Annotated in this window: 15 protein-coding genes; 14 read left to right on the top strand and 1 reads right to left on the bottom strand. The window is 59.2% G+C overall.

Going from position 1 to position 17,946, the window contains the following annotated elements; genetic code table 11:
* Positions 1-13 precede the first annotated feature (13 nt).
* Positions 14-1,270: an NADP-dependent isocitrate dehydrogenase gene (icd, locus tag ACA068_RS18760; RefSeq protein WP_010458895.1), complete on the bottom strand. Its 1,257-nt coding sequence runs from the start codon at positions 1,268-1,270 to the stop codon at positions 14-16.
* 494 nt (positions 1,271-1,764) lie between these two features.
* Between icd and ACA068_RS18765 the strand changes: the two genes are divergently transcribed.
* The 14 genes from ACA068_RS18765 (at position 1,765) to nuoF (ending at position 17,841) form a co-directional block, all read left to right on the top strand.
* The gene (locus tag ACA068_RS18765; RefSeq protein WP_497303884.1) at positions 1,765-3,990 is read left to right on the top strand and encodes an NADP-dependent isocitrate dehydrogenase; all 2,226 of its coding nucleotides are present in this window, start codon (positions 1,765-1,767) and stop codon (positions 3,988-3,990) included.
* 215 nt (positions 3,991-4,205) lie between these two features.
* Positions 4,206-4,652 (top strand): NUDIX hydrolase, encoded by a 447-nt coding sequence (locus ACA068_RS18770; protein WP_497303886.1) that lies wholly within the window; start codon positions 4,206-4,208, stop codon positions 4,650-4,652.
* Between the two features lie 59 nt (positions 4,653-4,711).
* A complete protein-coding gene (gene mnmA, locus ACA068_RS18775) occupies positions 4,712-5,836 on the top strand; it encodes a tRNA 2-thiouridine(34) synthase MnmA (protein WP_010458889.1) in 1,125 nt (374 codons plus the stop codon).
* Positions 5,833-6,456, top strand: coding sequence for a high frequency lysogenization protein HflD (hflD, locus tag ACA068_RS18780; RefSeq protein ID WP_497294729.1), 624 nt, complete (start codon positions 5,833-5,835; stop codon positions 6,454-6,456). Before mnmA ends, hflD begins: the two co-directional genes overlap by 4 nt.
* 126 nt (positions 6,457-6,582) lie before the next feature.
* Positions 6,583-7,953: an adenylosuccinate lyase gene (gene purB, locus ACA068_RS18785; RefSeq protein ID WP_497303888.1), complete on the top strand. Its 1,371-nt coding sequence runs from the start codon at positions 6,583-6,585 to the stop codon at positions 7,951-7,953.
* 86 nt (positions 7,954-8,039) lie between these two features.
* Positions 8,040-9,209, top strand: a complete 1,170-nt coding sequence (locus ACA068_RS18790; protein WP_497303889.1) for a ribosomal protein uL16 3-hydroxylase — start codon at positions 8,040-8,042, stop codon at positions 9,207-9,209.
* The gene (locus ACA068_RS18795; protein ID WP_253429201.1) at positions 9,202-9,627 is read left to right on the top strand and encodes a GNAT family N-acetyltransferase; all 426 of its coding nucleotides are present in this window, start codon (positions 9,202-9,204) and stop codon (positions 9,625-9,627) included. Before ACA068_RS18790 ends, ACA068_RS18795 begins: the two co-directional genes overlap by 8 nt.
* 216 nt (positions 9,628-9,843) lie before the next feature.
* Positions 9,844-10,605 carry a secretin N-terminal domain-containing protein gene (locus ACA068_RS18800; RefSeq protein WP_497303891.1) on the top strand — a complete coding sequence of 254 codons (762 nt, stop codon included), beginning with the start codon at positions 9,844-9,846 and terminating at the stop codon, positions 10,603-10,605.
* 474 nt (positions 10,606-11,079) lie between these two features.
* Positions 11,080-12,405 (top strand): isocitrate lyase, encoded by a 1,326-nt coding sequence (gene aceA / locus ACA068_RS18805; protein WP_033057066.1) that lies wholly within the window; start codon positions 11,080-11,082, stop codon positions 12,403-12,405.
* A 628-nt stretch (positions 12,406-13,033) separates the two neighbouring features.
* Positions 13,034-13,447, top strand: a complete 414-nt coding sequence (locus tag ACA068_RS18810; protein ID WP_003223812.1) for an NADH-quinone oxidoreductase subunit A — start codon at positions 13,034-13,036, stop codon at positions 13,445-13,447.
* Between the two features lie 10 nt (positions 13,448-13,457).
* The gene (locus ACA068_RS18815) at positions 13,458-14,132 is read left to right on the top strand and encodes a NuoB/complex I 20 kDa subunit family protein (protein ID WP_010458867.1); all 675 of its coding nucleotides are present in this window, start codon (positions 13,458-13,460) and stop codon (positions 14,130-14,132) included.
* A 72-nt stretch (positions 14,133-14,204) separates the two neighbouring features.
* Positions 14,205-15,989, top strand: a complete 1,785-nt coding sequence (gene nuoC, locus ACA068_RS18820) for an NADH-quinone oxidoreductase subunit C/D (protein WP_010458865.1) — start codon at positions 14,205-14,207, stop codon at positions 15,987-15,989.
* A 2-nt stretch (positions 15,990-15,991) separates the two neighbouring features.
* Positions 15,992-16,489: an NADH-quinone oxidoreductase subunit NuoE gene (gene nuoE / locus ACA068_RS18825; RefSeq protein WP_007946422.1), complete on the top strand. Its 498-nt coding sequence runs from the start codon at positions 15,992-15,994 to the stop codon at positions 16,487-16,489.
* Complete coding sequence (gene nuoF / locus ACA068_RS18830; protein ID WP_392890271.1) at positions 16,486-17,841, top strand: NADH-quinone oxidoreductase subunit NuoF; 1,356 nt, start codon at positions 16,486-16,488, stop codon at positions 17,839-17,841. The genes nuoE and nuoF overlap by 4 nt, the downstream gene beginning before the upstream one ends.
* The last annotated feature ends 105 nt before the right edge of the window (positions 17,842-17,946 follow it).

A 17,946-nucleotide genomic window follows, 5' to 3' on the forward strand; every position in this document is an offset into this window, starting at 1 on the left:
TGCGTGAACTCGCTTACATGTGCGAGATCAGCGCATCACCGAACGCAGAAGAAGACAGCAGCTTCGCGCCTTCCATCAGACGGTGGAAGTCATAGGTCACGGTCTTGGCGGAAATCGCGCCGTTGGTGCCCTTGATGATCAGATCGGCCGCTTCGGTCCAGCCCATGTGGCGCAGCATCATCTCGGCGGACAGGATCAGCGAACCCGGGTTGACCTGGTCCTTGCCTGCGTACTTCGGCGCAGTACCGTGGGTCGCTTCGAACATCGCGATGGTGTCGGACAGGTTGGCACCAGGCGCAATGCCGATACCACCCACTTCCGCCGCCAGAGCGTCAGAGAGATAGTCACCGTTCAGGTTCAGGGTCGCGATCACATCGTACTCGGCCGGGCGCAGCAGGATCTGCTGAAGCATGGCGTCGGCGATGGCGTCCTTGACGATGACGTTCTTGCCGGTTTTCGGGTTCTTGAACTGCATCCACGGACCGCCGTCGAGCAGGGTCGCGCCGAATTCTTCAGCGGCCACTTCGTAGGCCCATTCCTTGAAGGCACCTTCGGTGAACTTCATGATGTTGCCTTTGTGCACGATGGTCAGCGAGTCGCGGTCGTTGTCGACCACATACTGCAACGCCTTGCGCGCCAGACGCTTGGTGCCTTGCAGCGAGACTGGCTTGATGCCGATACCGCAGTTTTCGTCAAAACGAATCTTGGTGACGCCCATTTCATCTTTGAGGAACTTGATGACCTTGGTCGCTTCCGGCGAACCGGCTTTCCATTCGATACCGGCGTAGATGTCTTCCGAGTTCTCACGGAAAATCGTCATGTCGACGTCGCCTGGCTTCTTGACCGGGCTAGGCACGCCTTCGAACCAGCGCACCGGGCGCAGGCACACATAAAGGTCGAGTTGCTGACGCAGGGCCACGTTCAGGGAACGGATGCCGCCGCCGACCGGAGTCGTCAGAGGGCCCTTGATGGAAACCACGTAATCCTTGACCGCGTCCAGGGTTTCCTGAGGCAGCCAGGTGTCCTGGTCGTAAACCTGAGTCGCTTTTTCCCCGGCGTAGACTTCCATCCAGGAAATTTTGCGCTCGCCGCCGTAAGCCTTCTTAACAGCAGCATCGACAACCTTGATCATGACCGGGCTGATATCAACGCCAATACCATCGCCTTCGATGAAGGGGATGATCGGGTTGTTAGGAACATTGAGAGAATGGTCCGCGTTGACGGTGATTTTGTCGCCGACTGCTGGAACCTGAATCTTCTTGTATCCCATGCTGAACTCCATTGTTTGGATTGAACATCTGGCTTCGTTCGAGCGTACCCCAGTTAAATCGGCACGCAAACCCTATGTTCCATCCATCTGCCGCAAAGCTGCACAGTTCGCGACGTACAAGTCTGAAAGCAAAGGGAAAAGCGCCAAACTCAAGCACGGTGCAAGACTCTACGCCCCACTCGCCCCTGCGACCTTTAGACCAATGGACGAGAATCGTTGCATATGAACCATCGGCAGATTGCCAGCTACCTATGTATAATGCCGCCCGCTGACCACAGAGTCACGACGGCCAACCTTTCTACTACAAGGCTTTGGGCCCGAAAAAGCCGGATTGTTACCGCAGTCCACCCGCTTGACGCTCGACCGATGCACCCAACATCACCGCAAAGAAACCTCGACATTCGGCTCATGGATGACTTTGAACGAACGCGCTTACCCGGCGCCCCTCGAGTTTCTGCGCACGCTTTAGCAAAGAAGAGAGAGTTAATCCGAATATGCCCACCCGCTCGAAGATCATCTATACCTTCACCGACGAAGCTCCCGCCCTCGCCACCTATTCACTGTTGCCTATCGTAGAAGCGTTCACCGCTTCGGCTGATATCGCCGTGGAAACCCGCGATATCTCTCTTGCAGGGCGCATCCTGGCCAGCTTCCCCGAGCAATTGGGTGATAAAGCCGTAGCCGACCACCTCGCCGAACTGGGCGACCTGGCAGTTACGCCTGAAGCCAACATCATCAAGCTGCCGAACATCAGCGCCTCGGTTCCGCAACTGCAAGCCGCGATCAAAGAGCTGCAAGCCCAGGGCTTCGCCCTGCCGGACTACCCGGAAACCGTGACCACCGACGCCGACAAGCTCGCCAAGTCGCGTTACGACAAGATCAAGGGCAGCGCCGTGAACCCGGTGCTGCGCGAAGGCAACTCCGATCGTCGTGCACCGCTGTCGGTCAAGAACTATGCACGCAAGCACCCACACAAAATGGGCGCCTGGGCTGCGGACTCCAAGTCCCACGTCGCGCACATGAGCACCGGCGATTTCTACGGCAGCGAAAAAGCTGCCCTGATCGACGCCGCTGACGCCGTCAAAATCGAACTGATCGCTCAAGACGGCACCACCACCGTCCTGAAAGAAAAAACCACCGTGCAATCCGGTGAGATCCTCGATTGTGCGGTACTGAGCAAAAACGCCCTGCGCAGCTTCATCGAGGCCGAGATCGAAGACGCCAAGCAAAAAGGCGTGCTGCTGTCGGTTCACCTGAAAGCCACCATGATGAAGGTCTCCGACCCGATCATGTTCGGCCAGATCGTTGCCGAATTCTATAAAGACGCACTGGCCAAGCACGCTGACGTGCTGGCACAGATCGGCTTCAACCTGAACAACGGCATCGGCGACCTGTACGCTCGCATCAAGGCCCTGCCGGCTGAGCAGCAAGCGCAGATCGAAGCAGACATCCAGGCGGTCTACGCCGCTCGTCCGTCGTTGGCCATGGTCAACTCCGACAAAGGCATCACCAACCTGCACGTGCCGAGCGACGTGATCGTCGACGCCTCGATGCCGGCGATGATCCGTGACTCCGGCAAGATGTGGGGCACTGACGGCCAGCTGCACGACACCAAGGCGGTGATCCCGGATCGCTGCTACGCCACCATCTACCAGGCGGTCATCGAAGACTGCAAGGTAAACGGCGCTTTCGATCCGACCACCATGGGCAGCGTGCCAAACGTTGGCCTGATGGCGAAAAAAGCCGAAGAGTACGGCTCGCACGACAAGACTTTCCAGATCAAGGCCAACGGCGTGGTTCGGGTTTCCGACGGCGCTGGCCGCACCCTGCTGGAACAGTCGGTTGAAGCCGGCGACATCTTCCGCATGTGCCAGACCAAAGACGCGCCGATCCAGGACTGGGTCAAACTCGCCGTCAACCGCGCTCGCGCAAGCGCCACGCCAGCGATTTTCTGGCTGGACCCGATGCGCGCCCACGACGGCGTAGTGATCGAGAAAGTTCAGGCTTACCTGAAGGATCACGACACGTCCGGCCTGGACATCCAGATCATGGCACCCGTCGACGCGATGAAGTTCACCCTGCAGCGCACTCGCGAAGGCAAGGACACCATCTCGGTGACCGGCAACGTATTGCGCGACTACCTGACCGACCTGTTCCCGATCATGGAACTGGGCACCAGCGCCAAGATGCTGTCGATCGTTCCGCTGATGAATGGCGGCGGTCTGTTCGAAACCGGCGCCGGCGGTTCGGCACCGAAGCACGTTCAGCAGCTGCTGGAAGAAAACTTCCTGCGCTGGGACTCCCTGGGCGAGTTCCTGGCCCTGGCCGCTTCCCTCGAGCACCTGGGCGTGACGTACAACAACCCTAAGGCGCTGGTACTGGCCAAGACCCTGGATCAGGCTACCGGCCAGTTCCTGGACAACAACAAGTCGCCATCGCGTAAAGTCGGCAACATCGACAACCGCGGAAGCCACTTCTACCTGGCGCTGTACTGGGCTCAAGCCCTGGCTGCCCAGACCGAAGACGCTGCACTGCAAGCGCAGTTCGGCGAACTGGCCAAAACCCTGGCCGAGAACGAAGCAACCATCGTTGCCGAACTCAACGCCGTTCAGGGCAAGCCAGTAGACATCGGCGGTTACTACCACGCCAATGCCGAGCTGATCAGCAAGGCCATGCGCCCGAGCAACACCTTCAACGCCGCGATCGCTGCGCTGGTTTAAGGTTGTAAGGATGTAAAGAAGCCCCGGCCCAGTGCCGGGGTTTCTGTTTCTGACTTTTACACAGTTCCAATGTGAACACTGGACCAATGTGGGAGCGGGCTTGCTCGCGAATGCGGTTTATCATTCAACATCTTTATTGACTGACCCACCGCATTCGCGAGCAAGCCCGCTCCCACAGGGTCCGTGCTTCACTATTCAAAATTCAAGGAAGTCTTATGGATTGGAAACCCCACATCACCGTCGCCACCATCGTCGAAGACAACGGCCGCTTCCTGATGGTCGAAGAAACCAAGCACGGACGAACGGTGCTCAACCAGCCCGCCGGCCATCTCGACCCGGACGAAACCCTGATCGAAGCCGCCGTGCGCGAAACCCTGGAAGAAACCGGCTGGGACGTCGAACCTACCGGCGTGGTGGGCATTTACCTCTACACCGCCCCCAGCAACGGCGTGACCTATCAACGGGTCTGCTTCACCGCAAAACCGCTCAAGCATCACCCTGATTATCAGCTGGATGACGGCATCGTCGGCGCGAAATGGCTGACGCGTGACGAATTGCTGGCACAACGCGCAAACTGGCGCAGTGAGTTGATCATCCGCTGTATCGATGATTATCTGGACGGTAAACACTTCGGTCTCGAACTGATCCGCCCTTCTCTTTAGCCTTGCGGGCTTCGGCCTGTTAGAATCGCGTCCTTTTTCAAGACACTCATTGAATCCCTATGCGTGATCCAGCCCCGTCTGACACACAAAAGAAGCGCGTTATTGTCGGCATGTCCGGCGGCGTGGACTCTTCCGTTTCCGCTCTCCTGCTGATCGAGCAGGGTTATGAGGTGGAAGGCCTGTTCATGAAGAACTGGGAAGAAGACGATGGAACGGAGTATTGCACCGCCATGGACGACCTGGCGGACGCTCAAGCCGTGTGCGACAAGATTGGCATCAAGCTGCACACCGCCAACTTCGCCGCCGAGTACTGGGACAACGTGTTCGAGCACTTCCTGGCCGAATACAAGGCCGGTCGCACGCCGAACCCGGACATCCTCTGCAACCGCGAGATCAAGTTCAAGGCGTTCCTTGACTACGCCATGGTGCTCGGCGCCGACCTGATCGCCACCGGTCACTACGTGCGCCGCCGCGACATCGATGGCCGCACCGAGTTGCTCAAGGGCCTGGACCCGAACAAGGACCAGAGTTACTTCCTGCACGCCGTCGGCGGTGAACAGATCGCCAAGACCCTGTTCCCGGTCGGCGAACTGGAAAAGCCCGAGGTGCGCGCGATTGCCGAGAAACACGAACTCGCCACCGCGAAGAAAAAGGATTCCACCGGGATCTGCTTTATCGGCGAACGCCGCTTCAGCGACTTCCTCAAGCAGTACCTGCCAGCCCAACCGGGCGAGATCAAGACCACCGAAGGTGAAGTCATCGGCCGTCACCACGGCTTGATGTACCACACCATCGGCCAGCGTCAGGGTCTGGGCATCGGCGGCTTGAAAGACGCCGGTGACGAGCCGTGGTACGTACTGATCAAGGACCTTGAACACAACGAACTGATCGTCGGCCAGGGCAATGACCATCCGTACCTGTTCTCCCGCGCCCTGCTCGCCTCGGACATCTACTGGGTCAACCCGATCGATCTGACCGAGCCGCGCAAGTTGACCGCCAAGGTTCGTTATCGCCAGAGCGATCAACCCTGCACGCTGGAAAAAACCGCCACCGGTTATCGCGCAACCTTCGATGACCCGCAGCGCGCGGTCACCCCGGGCCAGTCCGTGGTGTTCTATGACGGTGAAATCTGCCTGGGCGGCGGCGTGATTGAAGTCGCAGAGCCATGGAGCAGCAAGGCATGAACCCCACTCAGGAGCAACTGACGGCGCTGGGCGGCGTGTTTCTCGCCGCCGTCCTCGTCGACAAGATTGCCAAGACCGGCCAGACCACCGAAGCCGGCCTGACCTGTATGCTCGGCAGCCTGCTGATCCGCGACCCCAAGGACACCTTGGAAGTGTACGGCGGCGACGACCTCAATCTGCGCGAAGGCTATCGCGCATTGATCGGCGCTCTGGAACGCGACCCGAGCACCCTGCAGCGCGAACCGCTGCGCTACGCCCTGGCCATGCTGGGCCTGGAGCGTCAGCTAGCCAAGCGCAACGACATGCTCGATGTAATCGGCAAGCGTTTGCCGCAGATTCAATCCCAGGTCGAACACTTCGGCCCGGCACACGAAAACGTGATTGCGGCCTGCGGTGCGTTGTACCAGGACACCCTGAGCACCTTGCGCCAACGGATTCAGGTCCACGGCGACATGCGCAATCTGCAGCAACCGAGCAACGCCTCGAAAATCCGCGCCCTGTTGCTGGCCGGGATTCGTTCGGCGCGCCTGTGGCGGCAGTTGGGCGGTCATCGCTGGCAGTTGGTGATCAGCCGTCGCAAGTTGCTCAAAGAGCTTTACCCGCTGATGCGCAGCAGCTGAACCGCGCCCGCAACACCGCTTTAGATCTGTAACGCGTAATACGCCGGTCAGTTGGCAGCGGACCGGCGGAATTTTTCATGTATGATACGCGCCCCATTTCGTTGCCCGACTGTCCGAGAACACCCCATGCAGCTTTCTTCGCTCACTGCGGTTTCCCCTGTTGACGGCCGCTACGCCGGCAAAACCCAGGCCCTGCGCCCAATTTTCAGCGAGTACGGCCTGATCCGTGCTCGCGTTCTGGTTGAAGTGCGCTGGCTCCAGCGCCTGGCCGCTCACCCAGGCATCAGCGAAGTGCCGGCGTTCTCCGCCGAAGCCAACGCGGTGCTGAACACCCTGGCGGAAAACTTCGCTCTGGAGCACGCCGAGCGTGTCAAAGAGATCGAGCGCACCACCAACCACGACGTCAAAGCCATCGAATACCTGCTCAAAGAGCAAGCGGCCAAGCTGCCGGAACTGGCCGCTGTCAGCGAATTCATCCACTTTGCCTGCACCAGCGAGGACATCAACAACCTGTCCCACGCCCTGATGCTGCGCGAAGGCCGTGATGACGTGATGCTGCCGCTGATGCGCCAGACCTGCGACGCCATCCGCGAACTGGCCATCCGTTTCGCCGACGTGCCGATGCTGTCGCGCACTCACGGTCAACCGGCCTCGCCGACCACCTTGGGCAAAGAACTGGCGAACGTGGTTTACCGTCTGGAGCGTCAGATCGCTCAAGTCGCAGCCGTTCCGCTGCTGGGCAAGATCAACGGGGCTGTCGGCAACTACAACGCTCACATCTCTGCCTACCCGGAAATCGACTGGGAAGAAAACGCCCGCGCCTTCATCGAAGACGAGCTGGGCCTGGGCTTCAACCCGTACACCACGCAGATCGAACCGCACGACTACATCGCCGAGCTGTTCGACGCGATCGCGCGCTTCAACACCATCCTGATCGACTTCGACCGCGACATCTGGGGCTACATCTCCCTGGGTTATTTCAAACAGCGCACCATCGCTGGCGAAATCGGTTCGTCGACCATGCCGCACAAGGTCAACCCGATCGACTTCGAAAACTCCGAAGGCAACCTGGGCATCGCCAACGCATTGTTCCAGCACCTGGCGAGCAAACTGCCGATCTCCCGCTGGCAGCGCGACCTGACCGACTCCACCGTCCTGCGCAACCTCGGTGTCGGCTTCGCCCACAGCGTGATCGCGTACGAAGCCAGCCTCAAAGGCATCAGCAAACTGGAGCTCAATGCTCAGAAGATCGCTGCTGACCTGGACGCGTGCTGGGAAGTATTGGCCGAGCCGATCCAGACCGTGATGCGTCGCTACAACATCGAAAACCCGTACGAAAAACTGAAAGAGTTGACCCGTGGCAAGGGCATCAGCCCTGAAGCACTGCAAACTTTCATCGACGGCCTGGACATGCCAGCCGCCGCCAAGGCCGAGCTGAAATTGCTCACCCCGGCGAACTACATCGGTAACGCTGTGGCGCAAGCCAAACGCATCTGATCGACCGTTTTACCCGTTTGAGACGCCCGGCAGCGCCGGGCGTTTTTATTCCCGTCTGAAAAGTGCTTTTTTTCAATAGGTTACACATGAATCCTGACATTCCTCTTCAACTTCTGGGCGGCATCACGGCGCGCGAATTCCTGCGTGACTACTGGCAGAAAAAGCCGCTGCTGATCCGCCAGGCGATCCCTGATTTCGAAAGCCCGATCGATCCAGACGAACTGGCCGGCCTGGCGCTGGAAGAAGAAGTTGAATCGCGCCTGGTGATCGAGCACGGCGAGCGTCCTTGGGAAATGCGCCGCGGCCCGTTCGCCGAAGACGAGTTCAGCAAGTTGCCGGAAACCGAGTGGACTCTGCTGGTTCAAGCGGTCGACCAGTTCGTGCCGGAAGTCGGCGAGTTGCTGGAGCAATTCCGCTTCCTGCCGAGCTGGCGCGTCGACGACGTGATGATCAGCTTCGCCGCCCCGGGTGGCAGCGTCGGTCCGCACTTCGATAACTACGATGTGTTCCTGCTGCAAGGTCACGGCAAGCGCAACTGGAAGATCGGCCAGATGTGCGACTCCGAGAGCAAGCTACTGCCACACGCGGACCTGCGCATCCTCGCCGACTTCGAAGCCACCGATGAGTGGGTTCTGGAACCAGGCGACATGCTCTACCTGCCGCCGCGCCTGGCCCATTGTGGCGTTGCGGTTGATGACTGCATGACCTACTCGGTCGGCTTCCGCGCCCCGAGCGCCTCTGAAGTGCTGACTCACTTCACCGACTTCCTCAGCCAGTTCCTGACCGATGAAGAGCGCTACACCGATGCCGACGCCGTGCCGGCGGTCGATCCACACCAGATTCAGCACGACGCCCTCGATCGCCTGAAAGCGTTGCTGGCCGAGCACATGAGTGATGAGCGCCTGCTGCTGACCTGGTTCGGCCAGTACATGACCGAGCCGCGCTACCCGGAACTGGTGGTCGGCCCGGAAGAAGTCGAAGAAGAAGACTTCCTCGCCAGCCTCGAACAAGGCGCTGTGCTGATCCGCAACCCGAGCGCGCGCATGGCCTGGTCTGAAGTCGATGATGACCTGCTGCTGTTCGCCAGCGGCCAGAGTCGTTACCTGCCGGGCAAACTGCGGGAGCTGCTGAAATTGATCTGCGCCGCCGACGCCCTGCACACCGACAACCTCGGTGACTGGCTGAGCGACGAAGACGGCCGCGGCCTGCTGTGCGAGCTGGTCAAGCAGGGCAGCCTGGGGTTTGCTGATGAATAAAATCCACGTTCGTGTCGCAGACTGGCAAAAGGACAACGCCGAGATCCGGCGCATTCGTGAGACGGTGTTCATTGCCGAGCAATCCGTTCCACCTGAGTTGGAATGGGATGCCGATGACGCAACGGCGGTGCATTTCCTGGCCTTCGAAGGCGACTTTCCGATTGGCACCGCCCGCCTGCTGCCCGATGGGCATGTTGGCCGGGTCTCGGTGCTGAAAGACTGGCGAGGCTTGAAAGTAGGTGATGCGCTGATGCAAGCAGTGATCGGTGAAGCCGAGAAGTGCGGGCTGAAGCAGCAGATGCTGAGCGCACAGGTCCAGGCCACGGCGTTCTATGAGCGCCTGGGCTTTAGCCTGGTCAGTGAGGAATTCCTGGAAGCCGGGATTCCGCATGTGGACATGGTGCGGCACTCGGCTTGAGACCGAGTCGCACCCTTCGCGGGCAAGCCTCGCTCCTACAGGATTTATGCTGAACCTGTTGTTGCGAGGCTTGCCCGCGGAGGCGGCCTAAAGAACACACAAAACGCCCCGCCATCCCCGGATGCCGGGGCGTTTTGCTGTCTACGATTCAACTTGCCCCACGCCGGGCCGACAAACTGGCAATATCAACACTTCAAGATGTCGGAGATAACGGATATGTCCCTACGCACCCTGCTCACCACGCTGCTGCTGACGTGCAGTTTTTCAGTCATGGCAGCCACCGAGATCGTACCCCTGAACTACCGCACCAGTGCCGATATGCTCCCCATGGCGCAAGATTTCATTGGCAAGGACGGCCAGGTCAGCGCCTACGGCAACCAGCTGATCGTCAATGCCGAACAGCGCAAGATCGACGAACTTAAGGCTCTTGTTGCACAACTCGACGTTGCCGCCAAGCGCCTGCTGATCACCGTCGACACCAACGAAAACAACTTCCAGGGCGACCAGGGTTACTCGGTCAACGGCGCCAAGCCGAGCCAGACACGCATCATCAATCGCAGCACCGACAGCCGCGATGGCGGCATCCAGCAGATTCAAGCCAGTGAAGGTACACCGGCGCTGATTCAGGTCGGCCAGAGCGTACCGCTCACCAGCACTCAGACTGATTCCTACGGTGATCTGCGCAGCCAGACCGAGTACCGCAACGTCACCCAGGGCTTCTACGTCACCGCCAGCGTCACCGGCGACATCGTTCACCTGGCGATCACCACAAACCGTGACCGTTTGAGCCAGGAACGCCCCGATGTAGTGAATGTGCAAAGTACCGACACAACTGTCACGGGACGCCTGGGCGAGTGGATCACCCTGGCCGGCGTGAACCGCCAGACTCAAGCCGACAAACAGGGCCTGACCCGCAGCTACTCGACTCAAGGCCGGGATGACATGACCCTGCGGGTGAAAGTCGATACTTTGGACTAAACCACCGAAAACTGACTGATTAGTCGTATTAGACCAAAGATGTAGTGCTTGAAAAAAAGCACTACAAAACGTTTGACGATCGAAAAAAGCAAGGGCATGATGGCCTCGCTCCCGCTAATCAGGGGCCCTGGCAAGGGCCTTCGAGGCGCCGCTCGCATATACCCCGCGAGCCGCTTCGTGTCTGTACCGCCCACAAGGTGTGTTTGACGAGGTTGCCGACTGGAACGAAGTTGTCCCGAGGGACGGAAGCGTAATTAGGTAACCCGGCTCCACACTGAAGTTCGTACCAAGGCCCACGACGCCCGAATGCGCTCGCCAGTTCGCCCTTACCTGCTCACTTCCCCTCGAGCCCATCGTTCATCCCGTCGCCATCCCCGCCGAATCCGACTTGACCACCCAAGCTTCTGGTCAGCGAGCGCATGAATTTTTCACCCAAGAACGACTTTTCATAAAGACGCGACGAGGTTTATCCCCATGGCACTGACACGCGAACAGCAAATTGCAGCCCTCGAGAAAGATTGGGCTGAAAACCCACGCTGGAAAGGCGTGACACGCGCTTACTCCGCTGCTGACGTCGTCCGCCTGCGTGGTTCGGTTCAACCTGAGCACACCTTTGCAAAACTCGGCGCCGAGAAGCTGTGGAACCTGGTGACCCAGGGCGCCAAGCCATCCTTCCGTCCTGATAAAGATTTCGTCAACTGCATGGGCGCCCTGACCGGCGGCCAGGCTGTACAACAAGTCAAAGCCGGTATCCAGGCGATCTACCTGTCGGGCTGGCAGGTTGCTGCGGACAACAACTCCGCCGAATCGATGTACCCGGACCAGTCGCTGTACCCGGTGGATTCGGTTCCAACCGTGGTCAAGCGCATCAACAACTCGTTCCGCCGGGCTGACCAGATCCAGTGGAAAGCCGGCAAAGGCCCGGGCGACGAAGGTTACATCGACTACTTCGCACCGATCGTGGCTGACGCTGAAGCCGGTTTTGGCGGCGTTCTGAACGCTTACGAGCTGATGAAGAGCATGATCGAAGCAGGCGCCGCCGGCGTTCACTTCGAAGACCAACTGGCTTCCGTGAAAAAATGCGGCCACATGGGCGGCAAGGTACTGGTTCCTACCCAGGAAGCGGTACAGAAGCTGACCGCTGCCCGCCTGGCAGCTGACGTTGCCGGCACACCGACCATCATTTTGGCTCGTACCGACGCTAACGCGGCTGACCTGCTGACTTCCGATTGCGACCCATACGACCAGCCGTTCGTAACTGGCGAACGTACCCAGGAAGGTTTCTACAAAGTGCGCGCCGGCCTGGACCAGGCGATCGCTCGCGGCCTGGCTTACGCTCCGTATGCCGACCTGATCTGGTGCGAAACCGCCAAGCCGGATCTGGACGAGGCTCGTCGCTTCGCTGAAGCGATCAAAAAGGAATACCCGGACCAACTGCTGTCGTACAACTGCTCGCCTTCCTTCAACTGGAAGAAAAACCTGGACGACGCGACCATCGCCAAGTTCCAGCGCGAACTGTCCGCCATGGGTTACAAGCACCAGTTCATCACCCTGGCCGGCATTCACAACATGTGGCACAGCATGTTCAACCTGGCGCATGACTACGCCCGCAACGACATGACTGCCTACGTGAAGCTGCAAGAGCAAGAGTTCGCTGACGCTTCCAAGGGTTACACCTTCGTGGCTCACCAGCAGGAAGTGGGCACCGGCTACTTCGACGACATGACCACCGTGATTCAAGGTGGCTCGTCTTCGGTGACCGCGCTGACCGGTTCGACTGAAGAAGAACAGTTCCACTGATCTGCTTCGCCTGAGCTAACGGCCGTTGCGGACCAGATAGAAAGCTAACCGCAACGCCGCACATCTGACGCCCCGACTGGTTCGGGGCGTTTTTTTTGCCAAGGATTTCATCCTCACCCGTAGGAGCCAGGCTTGCCCGCGAAGAATACGCCTCGGTATCGCAGGCCTACCGCGCCATCGTTCTTCGCGGGCAAGCCTCGCTCCTACGGGGCGGGCTGCGCACTCAAAAACATTGATCCAGAGCGGTACCGCAAGCAAAAAACCGAGGTAAAACGCGCATCGCCGCTACTTGCAGTAACAGCTATATAAGACAACTTCCCACTCACCTACCTGTTAAACAGTTTAAAAACCAAGCCAAACAATATTGATTATCATTTAGCCGAAACTTTGTTCGTTACATCACCGACAAAACAATATTGATGAAAACCCGGCTAATGCCCGCAATGCATGGGCTGCGGGGCTTTGGAGGTGCGCTATGTCCTTATTCCTATAAATAATTTCGCTATAGGAATTTTACTTGCACGGTGTTGTGCCATAAAATCACCGCGATTGATTGCTGCGACATATCGTCACTGCTTTGTTTCTTTTCAAGCTCAGAGACCTTTGCTCTCTGTTAAGGATTACCAGCATGCCCGAAGCGACAGGACTCATGGCCCACAACTGGGGCTTTGCCATTTTCCTTCTGGGCGTCGTCGGCCTTTGCGCCTTCATGCTCGGCGTCTCCAGCCTCCTCGGGTCAAAAGCCTGGGGCCGCAGCAAAAACGAACCGTTCGAATCCGGCATGCTACCTACAGGTGGCGCCCGCTTGCGGCTCTCAGCCAAATTCTATCTGGTCGCGATGCTCTTCGTGATCTTCGATATCGAAGCCCTCTTTCTCTTTGCCTGGTCTGTGTCCGTCCGCGAAAGCGGCTGGACCGGATTCGTCGAAGCTCTCGTTTTCATAGCAATTCTGTTGGCAGGTCTTGTCTACCTGTTCCGAGTGGGCGCCCTTGACTGGGCTCCGGAAGCTCGTCGCAAGCGGCAGGCGAAGCTGAAACAATGAGGCTTTGGCAATGCAATACAATCTCACCAGGATCGACCCCGATGCTCCTAACGAGCAGTATCCGATTGGCGAACGGGAAACCGTTTCCGATCCGTTAGAAGATCAAGTCCACAAAAACATCTTCATGGGCAAGCTCGAAGACGTGCTTAACGGCACAGTCAACTGGGGGCGCAAGAACTCCCTGTGGCCGTATAACTTCGGTCTTTCGTGCTGCTACGTGGAAATGACCACCGCCTTCACGGCGCCCCACGACATCGCGCGCTTTGGCGCCGAGGTTATCCGGGCATCGCCGCGCCAGGCGGATTTCATGGTTATCGCCGGTACCTGCTTCATCAAGATGGCGCCGATCATTCAGCGTCTCTACGAGCAAATGCTCGAACCTAAATGGGTTATCTCCATGGGTTCGTGCGCCAACTCCGGTGGCATGTACGACATCTACTCTGTCGTTCAAGGGGTGGACAAGTTCCTGCCCGTGGACGTCTACGTGCCTGGCTGCCCGCCCCGCCCTGAAGCTTTTCTGCAAGGCTTGATGCTCTTGCAAGAGTCGATTGGACAGGAGCGTCGTCCGCTTTCCTGGGTCGTCGGTGATCAAGGCGTGTACCGCGCCGAGATGCCTTCGCAAAAGGAACAGCGCCGCGAACAGCGAATCGCAGTCACCAACCTGCGCAGCCCCGACGAAGTCTGATCCAGATCTGCTTCTTTTATAGAACGAGAAACTGGCTTCATTCTTTACGTTGACCGAAAGCGATAAATAACCATGACTACAGGCAGTGCTCTGTACATCCCGCCTTATAAGGCAGACGACCAGGATGTGGTCGTCGAACTGAATAACCGTTTTGGCCCCGAGGCGTTCACCGCCCAGCCTACCCGCACCGGCATGCCGGTGCTTTGGGTTGCCCGTGCCAAACTTGTCGAAGTCCTGACCTTCCTGCGCAACCTGCCCAAGCCGTACGTCATGCTTTATGACCTGCACGGCGTGGACGAGCGTCTGCGCACCAAGCGTCAAGGGCTACCAAGCGGCGCTGACTTCACTGTGTTCTATCACTTGATGTCGATCGAACGTAATAGTGACGTCATGATCAAGGTCGCCTTGTCCGAGAGCGACCTTAGCGTGCCGACCGTGACCGGTATCTGGCCGAACGCCAACTGGTACGAGCGTGAAGTGTGGGACATGTACGGCATCAACTTTGCCGGTCACCCGCACCTGACCCGCATCATGATGCCGCCGACCTGGGAAGGTCACCCGCTGCGCAAGGACTTCCCGGCCCGCGCCACCGAGTTCGACCCGTTCAGCCTGACCCTGGCCAAGCAACAGCTCGAGGAAGAAGCCGCGCGCTTCAAGCCTGAAGACTGGGGCATGAAGCGTTCCGGTGCGAACGAGGACTACATGTTCCTCAACCTCGGTCCTAACCACCCTTCTGCGCACGGTGCGTTCCGCATCATCCTGCAGCTGGACGGTGAAGAGATCGTCGATTGCGTGCCGGACGTTGGCTACCACCACCGTGGTGCCGAGAAGATGGCCGAGCGTCAGTCCTGGCACAGCTTCATTCCGTACACCGACCGTATCGACTACCTCGGCGGCGTGATGAACAACCTGCCCTACGTGCTCTCGGTCGAGAAGCTGGCCGGCATCAAGGTGCCCGAGAAGGTCGACGTCATCCGCATCATGATGGCCGAGTTCTTCCGGATCACCAGCCACCTGCTGTTCCTGGGGACTTATATCCAGGACGTCGGCGCCATGACCCCGGTGTTCTTCACCTTCACCGACCGTCAGAAGGCGTACACGGTGATCGAAGCCATTACCGGTTTCCGTCTGCACCCGGCCTGGTACCGCATCGGCGGCGTCGCGCACGACCTGCCGCGCGGCTGGGAAAAACTGGTGAAAGACTTCGTCGAGTGGATGCCAAAGCGTCTGGACGAATACCAGAAAGCCGCACTGGACAACAGCATCCTCAAGGGTCGGACCATCGGCGTCGCCGCCTACAACACCAAAGAAGCCTTCGAATGGGGCGTCACCGGTGCAGGCCTGCGTTCGACCGGTTGCGACTTCGACCTGCGTAAAGCGCGCCCGTACTCCGGTTACGAGAACTTCGAATTCGAAGTGCCGCTGGCCGTCAATGGCGATGCCTACGACCGTTGCATCGTGCGCGTCGAAGAAATGCGCCAGAGCATCAAGATCATCGAGCAGTGCATGCGCAACATGCCGGAAGGCCCGTACAAGGCGGATCACCCGCTGACCACACCGCCGCCGAAAGAACGCACGCTGCAGCACATCGAGACCCTGATCACGCACTTCCTGCAAGTTTCGTGGGGCCCGGTCATGCCGGCCAACGAATCCTTCCAGATGATTGAAGCGACCAAGGGCATCAACAGTTATTACCTGACGAGCGATGGCGGCACCATGAGCTACCGCACCCGGATTCGCACCCCAAGCTTCCCGCACCTGCAGCAGATCCCTTCGGTGATCAAAGGCAGCATGGTCGCGGACTTGATCGCGTACCTGGGTAGTATCGATTTCGTTATGGCCGACGTGGACCGCTAAGCATGAACAGCACGCTTATCCAGACAGACCGTTTCACCTTGAGTGAAACCGAGCGCTCGGCCATCGAGCACGAGCTGCATCACTACGAAGACCCGCGCGCGGCGTCGATCGAAGCCTTGAAGATCGTCCAGAAGGAACGTGGCTGGGTGCCTGATGGCGCGCTCTACGCCATCGGCGAGATCCTCGGCATCCCGGCCAGCGACGTTGAAGGCGTGGCGACGTTCTATAGCCAGATCTTCCGCCAACCTGTCGGTCGTCACATCATTCGCGTCTGCGACAGCATGGTTTGCTACATCGGCGGCCATGAATCGGTAGTCAGCGAAATCCAGAGCAATCTGGGCATCGGCCTGGGTCAGACCACCGCCGACGGTCGTTTCACCCTGCTGCCGGTCTGCTGCCTCGGCAACTGCGACAAGGCGCCGGCGTTGATGATCGACGACGACACTTTCGGTGATGTGCAGCCTGCCGGCGTTGCCAAATTGCTCGAGGGCTACGTATGACCCTGACTTCCTTCGGTCCTGCCAACCGCATCAAGCGTTCGGCCGAGACTCACCCGCTGACCTGGCGTCTGCGCGACGACGGCGAAGCTGTCTGGCTCGACGAATACCAGGCCAAGAACGGCTACGCGGCTGCGCGCAAAGCCTTCGCCGACATGGCCCAGGACGACATCGTCCAGACCGTGAAAGACGCCGGCCTTAAAGGTCGCGGCGGTGCTGGCTTCCCCACAGGCGTGAAGTGGGGCCTGATGCCCAAAGACGAATCCATCAACATCCGTTACCTGCTGTGCAACGCGGACGAGATGGAACCGAACACCTGGAAAGACCGCATGCTGATGGAGCAACTGCCCCATCTGCTGATCGAAGGCATGCTGATCAGTGCTCGCGCGCTGAAAACCTACCGTGGCTACATCTTCCTGCGTGGCGAATACACCACCGCCGCCAAGCACCTCAACCGTGCCGTGGAAGAAGCCAAGGCAGCGGGCCTGCTGGGCAAGAACATCCTGGGCAGCGGCTTCGACTTCGAGCTGTTCGTCCACACCGGCGCCGGGCGTTACATCTGCGGTGAAGAAACCGCACTGATCAACTCCCTCGAAGGCCGCCGCGCCAATCCGCGCTCCAAGCCGCCCTTCCCTGCCGCCGTTGGCGTGTGGGGCAAGCCGACTTGCGTGAACAACGTTGAAACCCTGTGCAACGTGCCAGCGATCATTGCCGACGGCGTTGACTGGTACAAATCGTTGGCGCGCGAAGGCAGTGAAGACATGGGCACCAAGCTCATGGGCTTCTCCGGCAAGGTCAAGAACCCGGGCCTGTGGGAATTGCCGTTCGGCGTTACCGGTCGCGAGTTGTTCGAAGACTACGCCGGCGGCATGCGCGACGGCTTCAAGCTCAAGGCCTGGCAGCCAGGCGGCGCCGGTACCGGCTTCCTGTTGCCGGAACACCTGGACGCACAAATGTACGCCGGCGGCATCGCCAAAGTGGGCACCCGGATGGGTACCGGCCTGGCCATGGCGGTGGATGACAGCGTCAACATGGTTTCCTTGCTGCGCAACATGGAAGAGTTTTTCTCCCGCGAGTCGTGTGGTTTCTGCACCCCGTGCCGTGACGGTCTGCCTTGGAGCGTCAAGCTGCTGCGTGCGATCGAGAACGGTGAAGGGCAAGCCGGCGATATCGAGACCCTGCTGGGTCTGGTCGGTTTCCTCGGCCCTGGCAAGACCTTCTGTGCTCACGCACCGGGCGCCGTGGAGCCATTGGGCAGCGCAATCAAATACTTCCGCCATGAGTTCGAAGCCGGCATCGCGCCTACCAGCGCCGCCGTCCCGCCTCTGGCAAGGCCGATCGTAGTCGGCGCGTAAACGCTTAAAAAGGCGAAGGGTCCGTGCCCTTCGCTTTGTCGTGTGATGACGCCGTAAACGGCTGTGTTGATTCACGCGAATAACAAGATTCCATTAGCCACGCCC

The organism is Pseudomonas sp. LBUM1660 (assembly GCF_059695935.1).

Excerpts from the sequence above, each read along its gene's own strand:
- mnmA (WP_010458889.1), top strand. The coding sequence starts at position 4,712 with ATGCGTGATCCAGCCCCGTCTGACACACAAAAGAAGCGCGTTATTGTC.
- ACA068_RS18810 (WP_003223812.1), top strand. The coding sequence starts at position 13,034 with ATGCCCGAAGCGACAGGACTCATGGCCCACAACTGGGGCTTTGCCATT.
- nuoF (WP_392890271.1), top strand. The coding sequence starts at position 16,486 with ATGACCCTGACTTCCTTCGGTCCTGCCAACCGCATCAAGCGTTCGGCC.
- ACA068_RS18765 (WP_497303884.1), top strand. The coding sequence starts at position 1,765 with ATGCCCACCCGCTCGAAGATCATCTATACCTTCACCGACGAAGCTCCC.
- ACA068_RS18795 (WP_253429201.1), top strand. The coding sequence starts at position 9,202 with ATGAATAAAATCCACGTTCGTGTCGCAGACTGGCAAAAGGACAACGCC.
- nuoE (WP_007946422.1), top strand. The coding sequence starts at position 15,992 with ATGAACAGCACGCTTATCCAGACAGACCGTTTCACCTTGAGTGAAACC.
- ACA068_RS18800 (WP_497303891.1), top strand. The coding sequence starts at position 9,844 with ATGTCCCTACGCACCCTGCTCACCACGCTGCTGCTGACGTGCAGTTTT.
- hflD (WP_497294729.1), top strand. The coding sequence starts at position 5,833 with ATGAACCCCACTCAGGAGCAACTGACGGCGCTGGGCGGCGTGTTTCTC.
- icd (WP_010458895.1), bottom strand. The coding sequence starts at position 1,270 with ATGGGATACAAGAAGATTCAGGTTCCAGCAGTCGGCGACAAAATCACC.
- ACA068_RS18790 (WP_497303889.1), top strand. The coding sequence starts at position 8,040 with ATGAATCCTGACATTCCTCTTCAACTTCTGGGCGGCATCACGGCGCGC.
- ACA068_RS18770 (WP_497303886.1), top strand. The coding sequence starts at position 4,206 with ATGGATTGGAAACCCCACATCACCGTCGCCACCATCGTCGAAGACAAC.
- ACA068_RS18815 (WP_010458867.1), top strand. The coding sequence starts at position 13,458 with ATGCAATACAATCTCACCAGGATCGACCCCGATGCTCCTAACGAGCAG.
- nuoC (WP_010458865.1), top strand. The coding sequence starts at position 14,205 with ATGACTACAGGCAGTGCTCTGTACATCCCGCCTTATAAGGCAGACGAC.
- purB (WP_497303888.1), top strand. The coding sequence starts at position 6,583 with ATGCAGCTTTCTTCGCTCACTGCGGTTTCCCCTGTTGACGGCCGCTAC.
- aceA (WP_033057066.1), top strand. The coding sequence starts at position 11,080 with ATGGCACTGACACGCGAACAGCAAATTGCAGCCCTCGAGAAAGATTGG.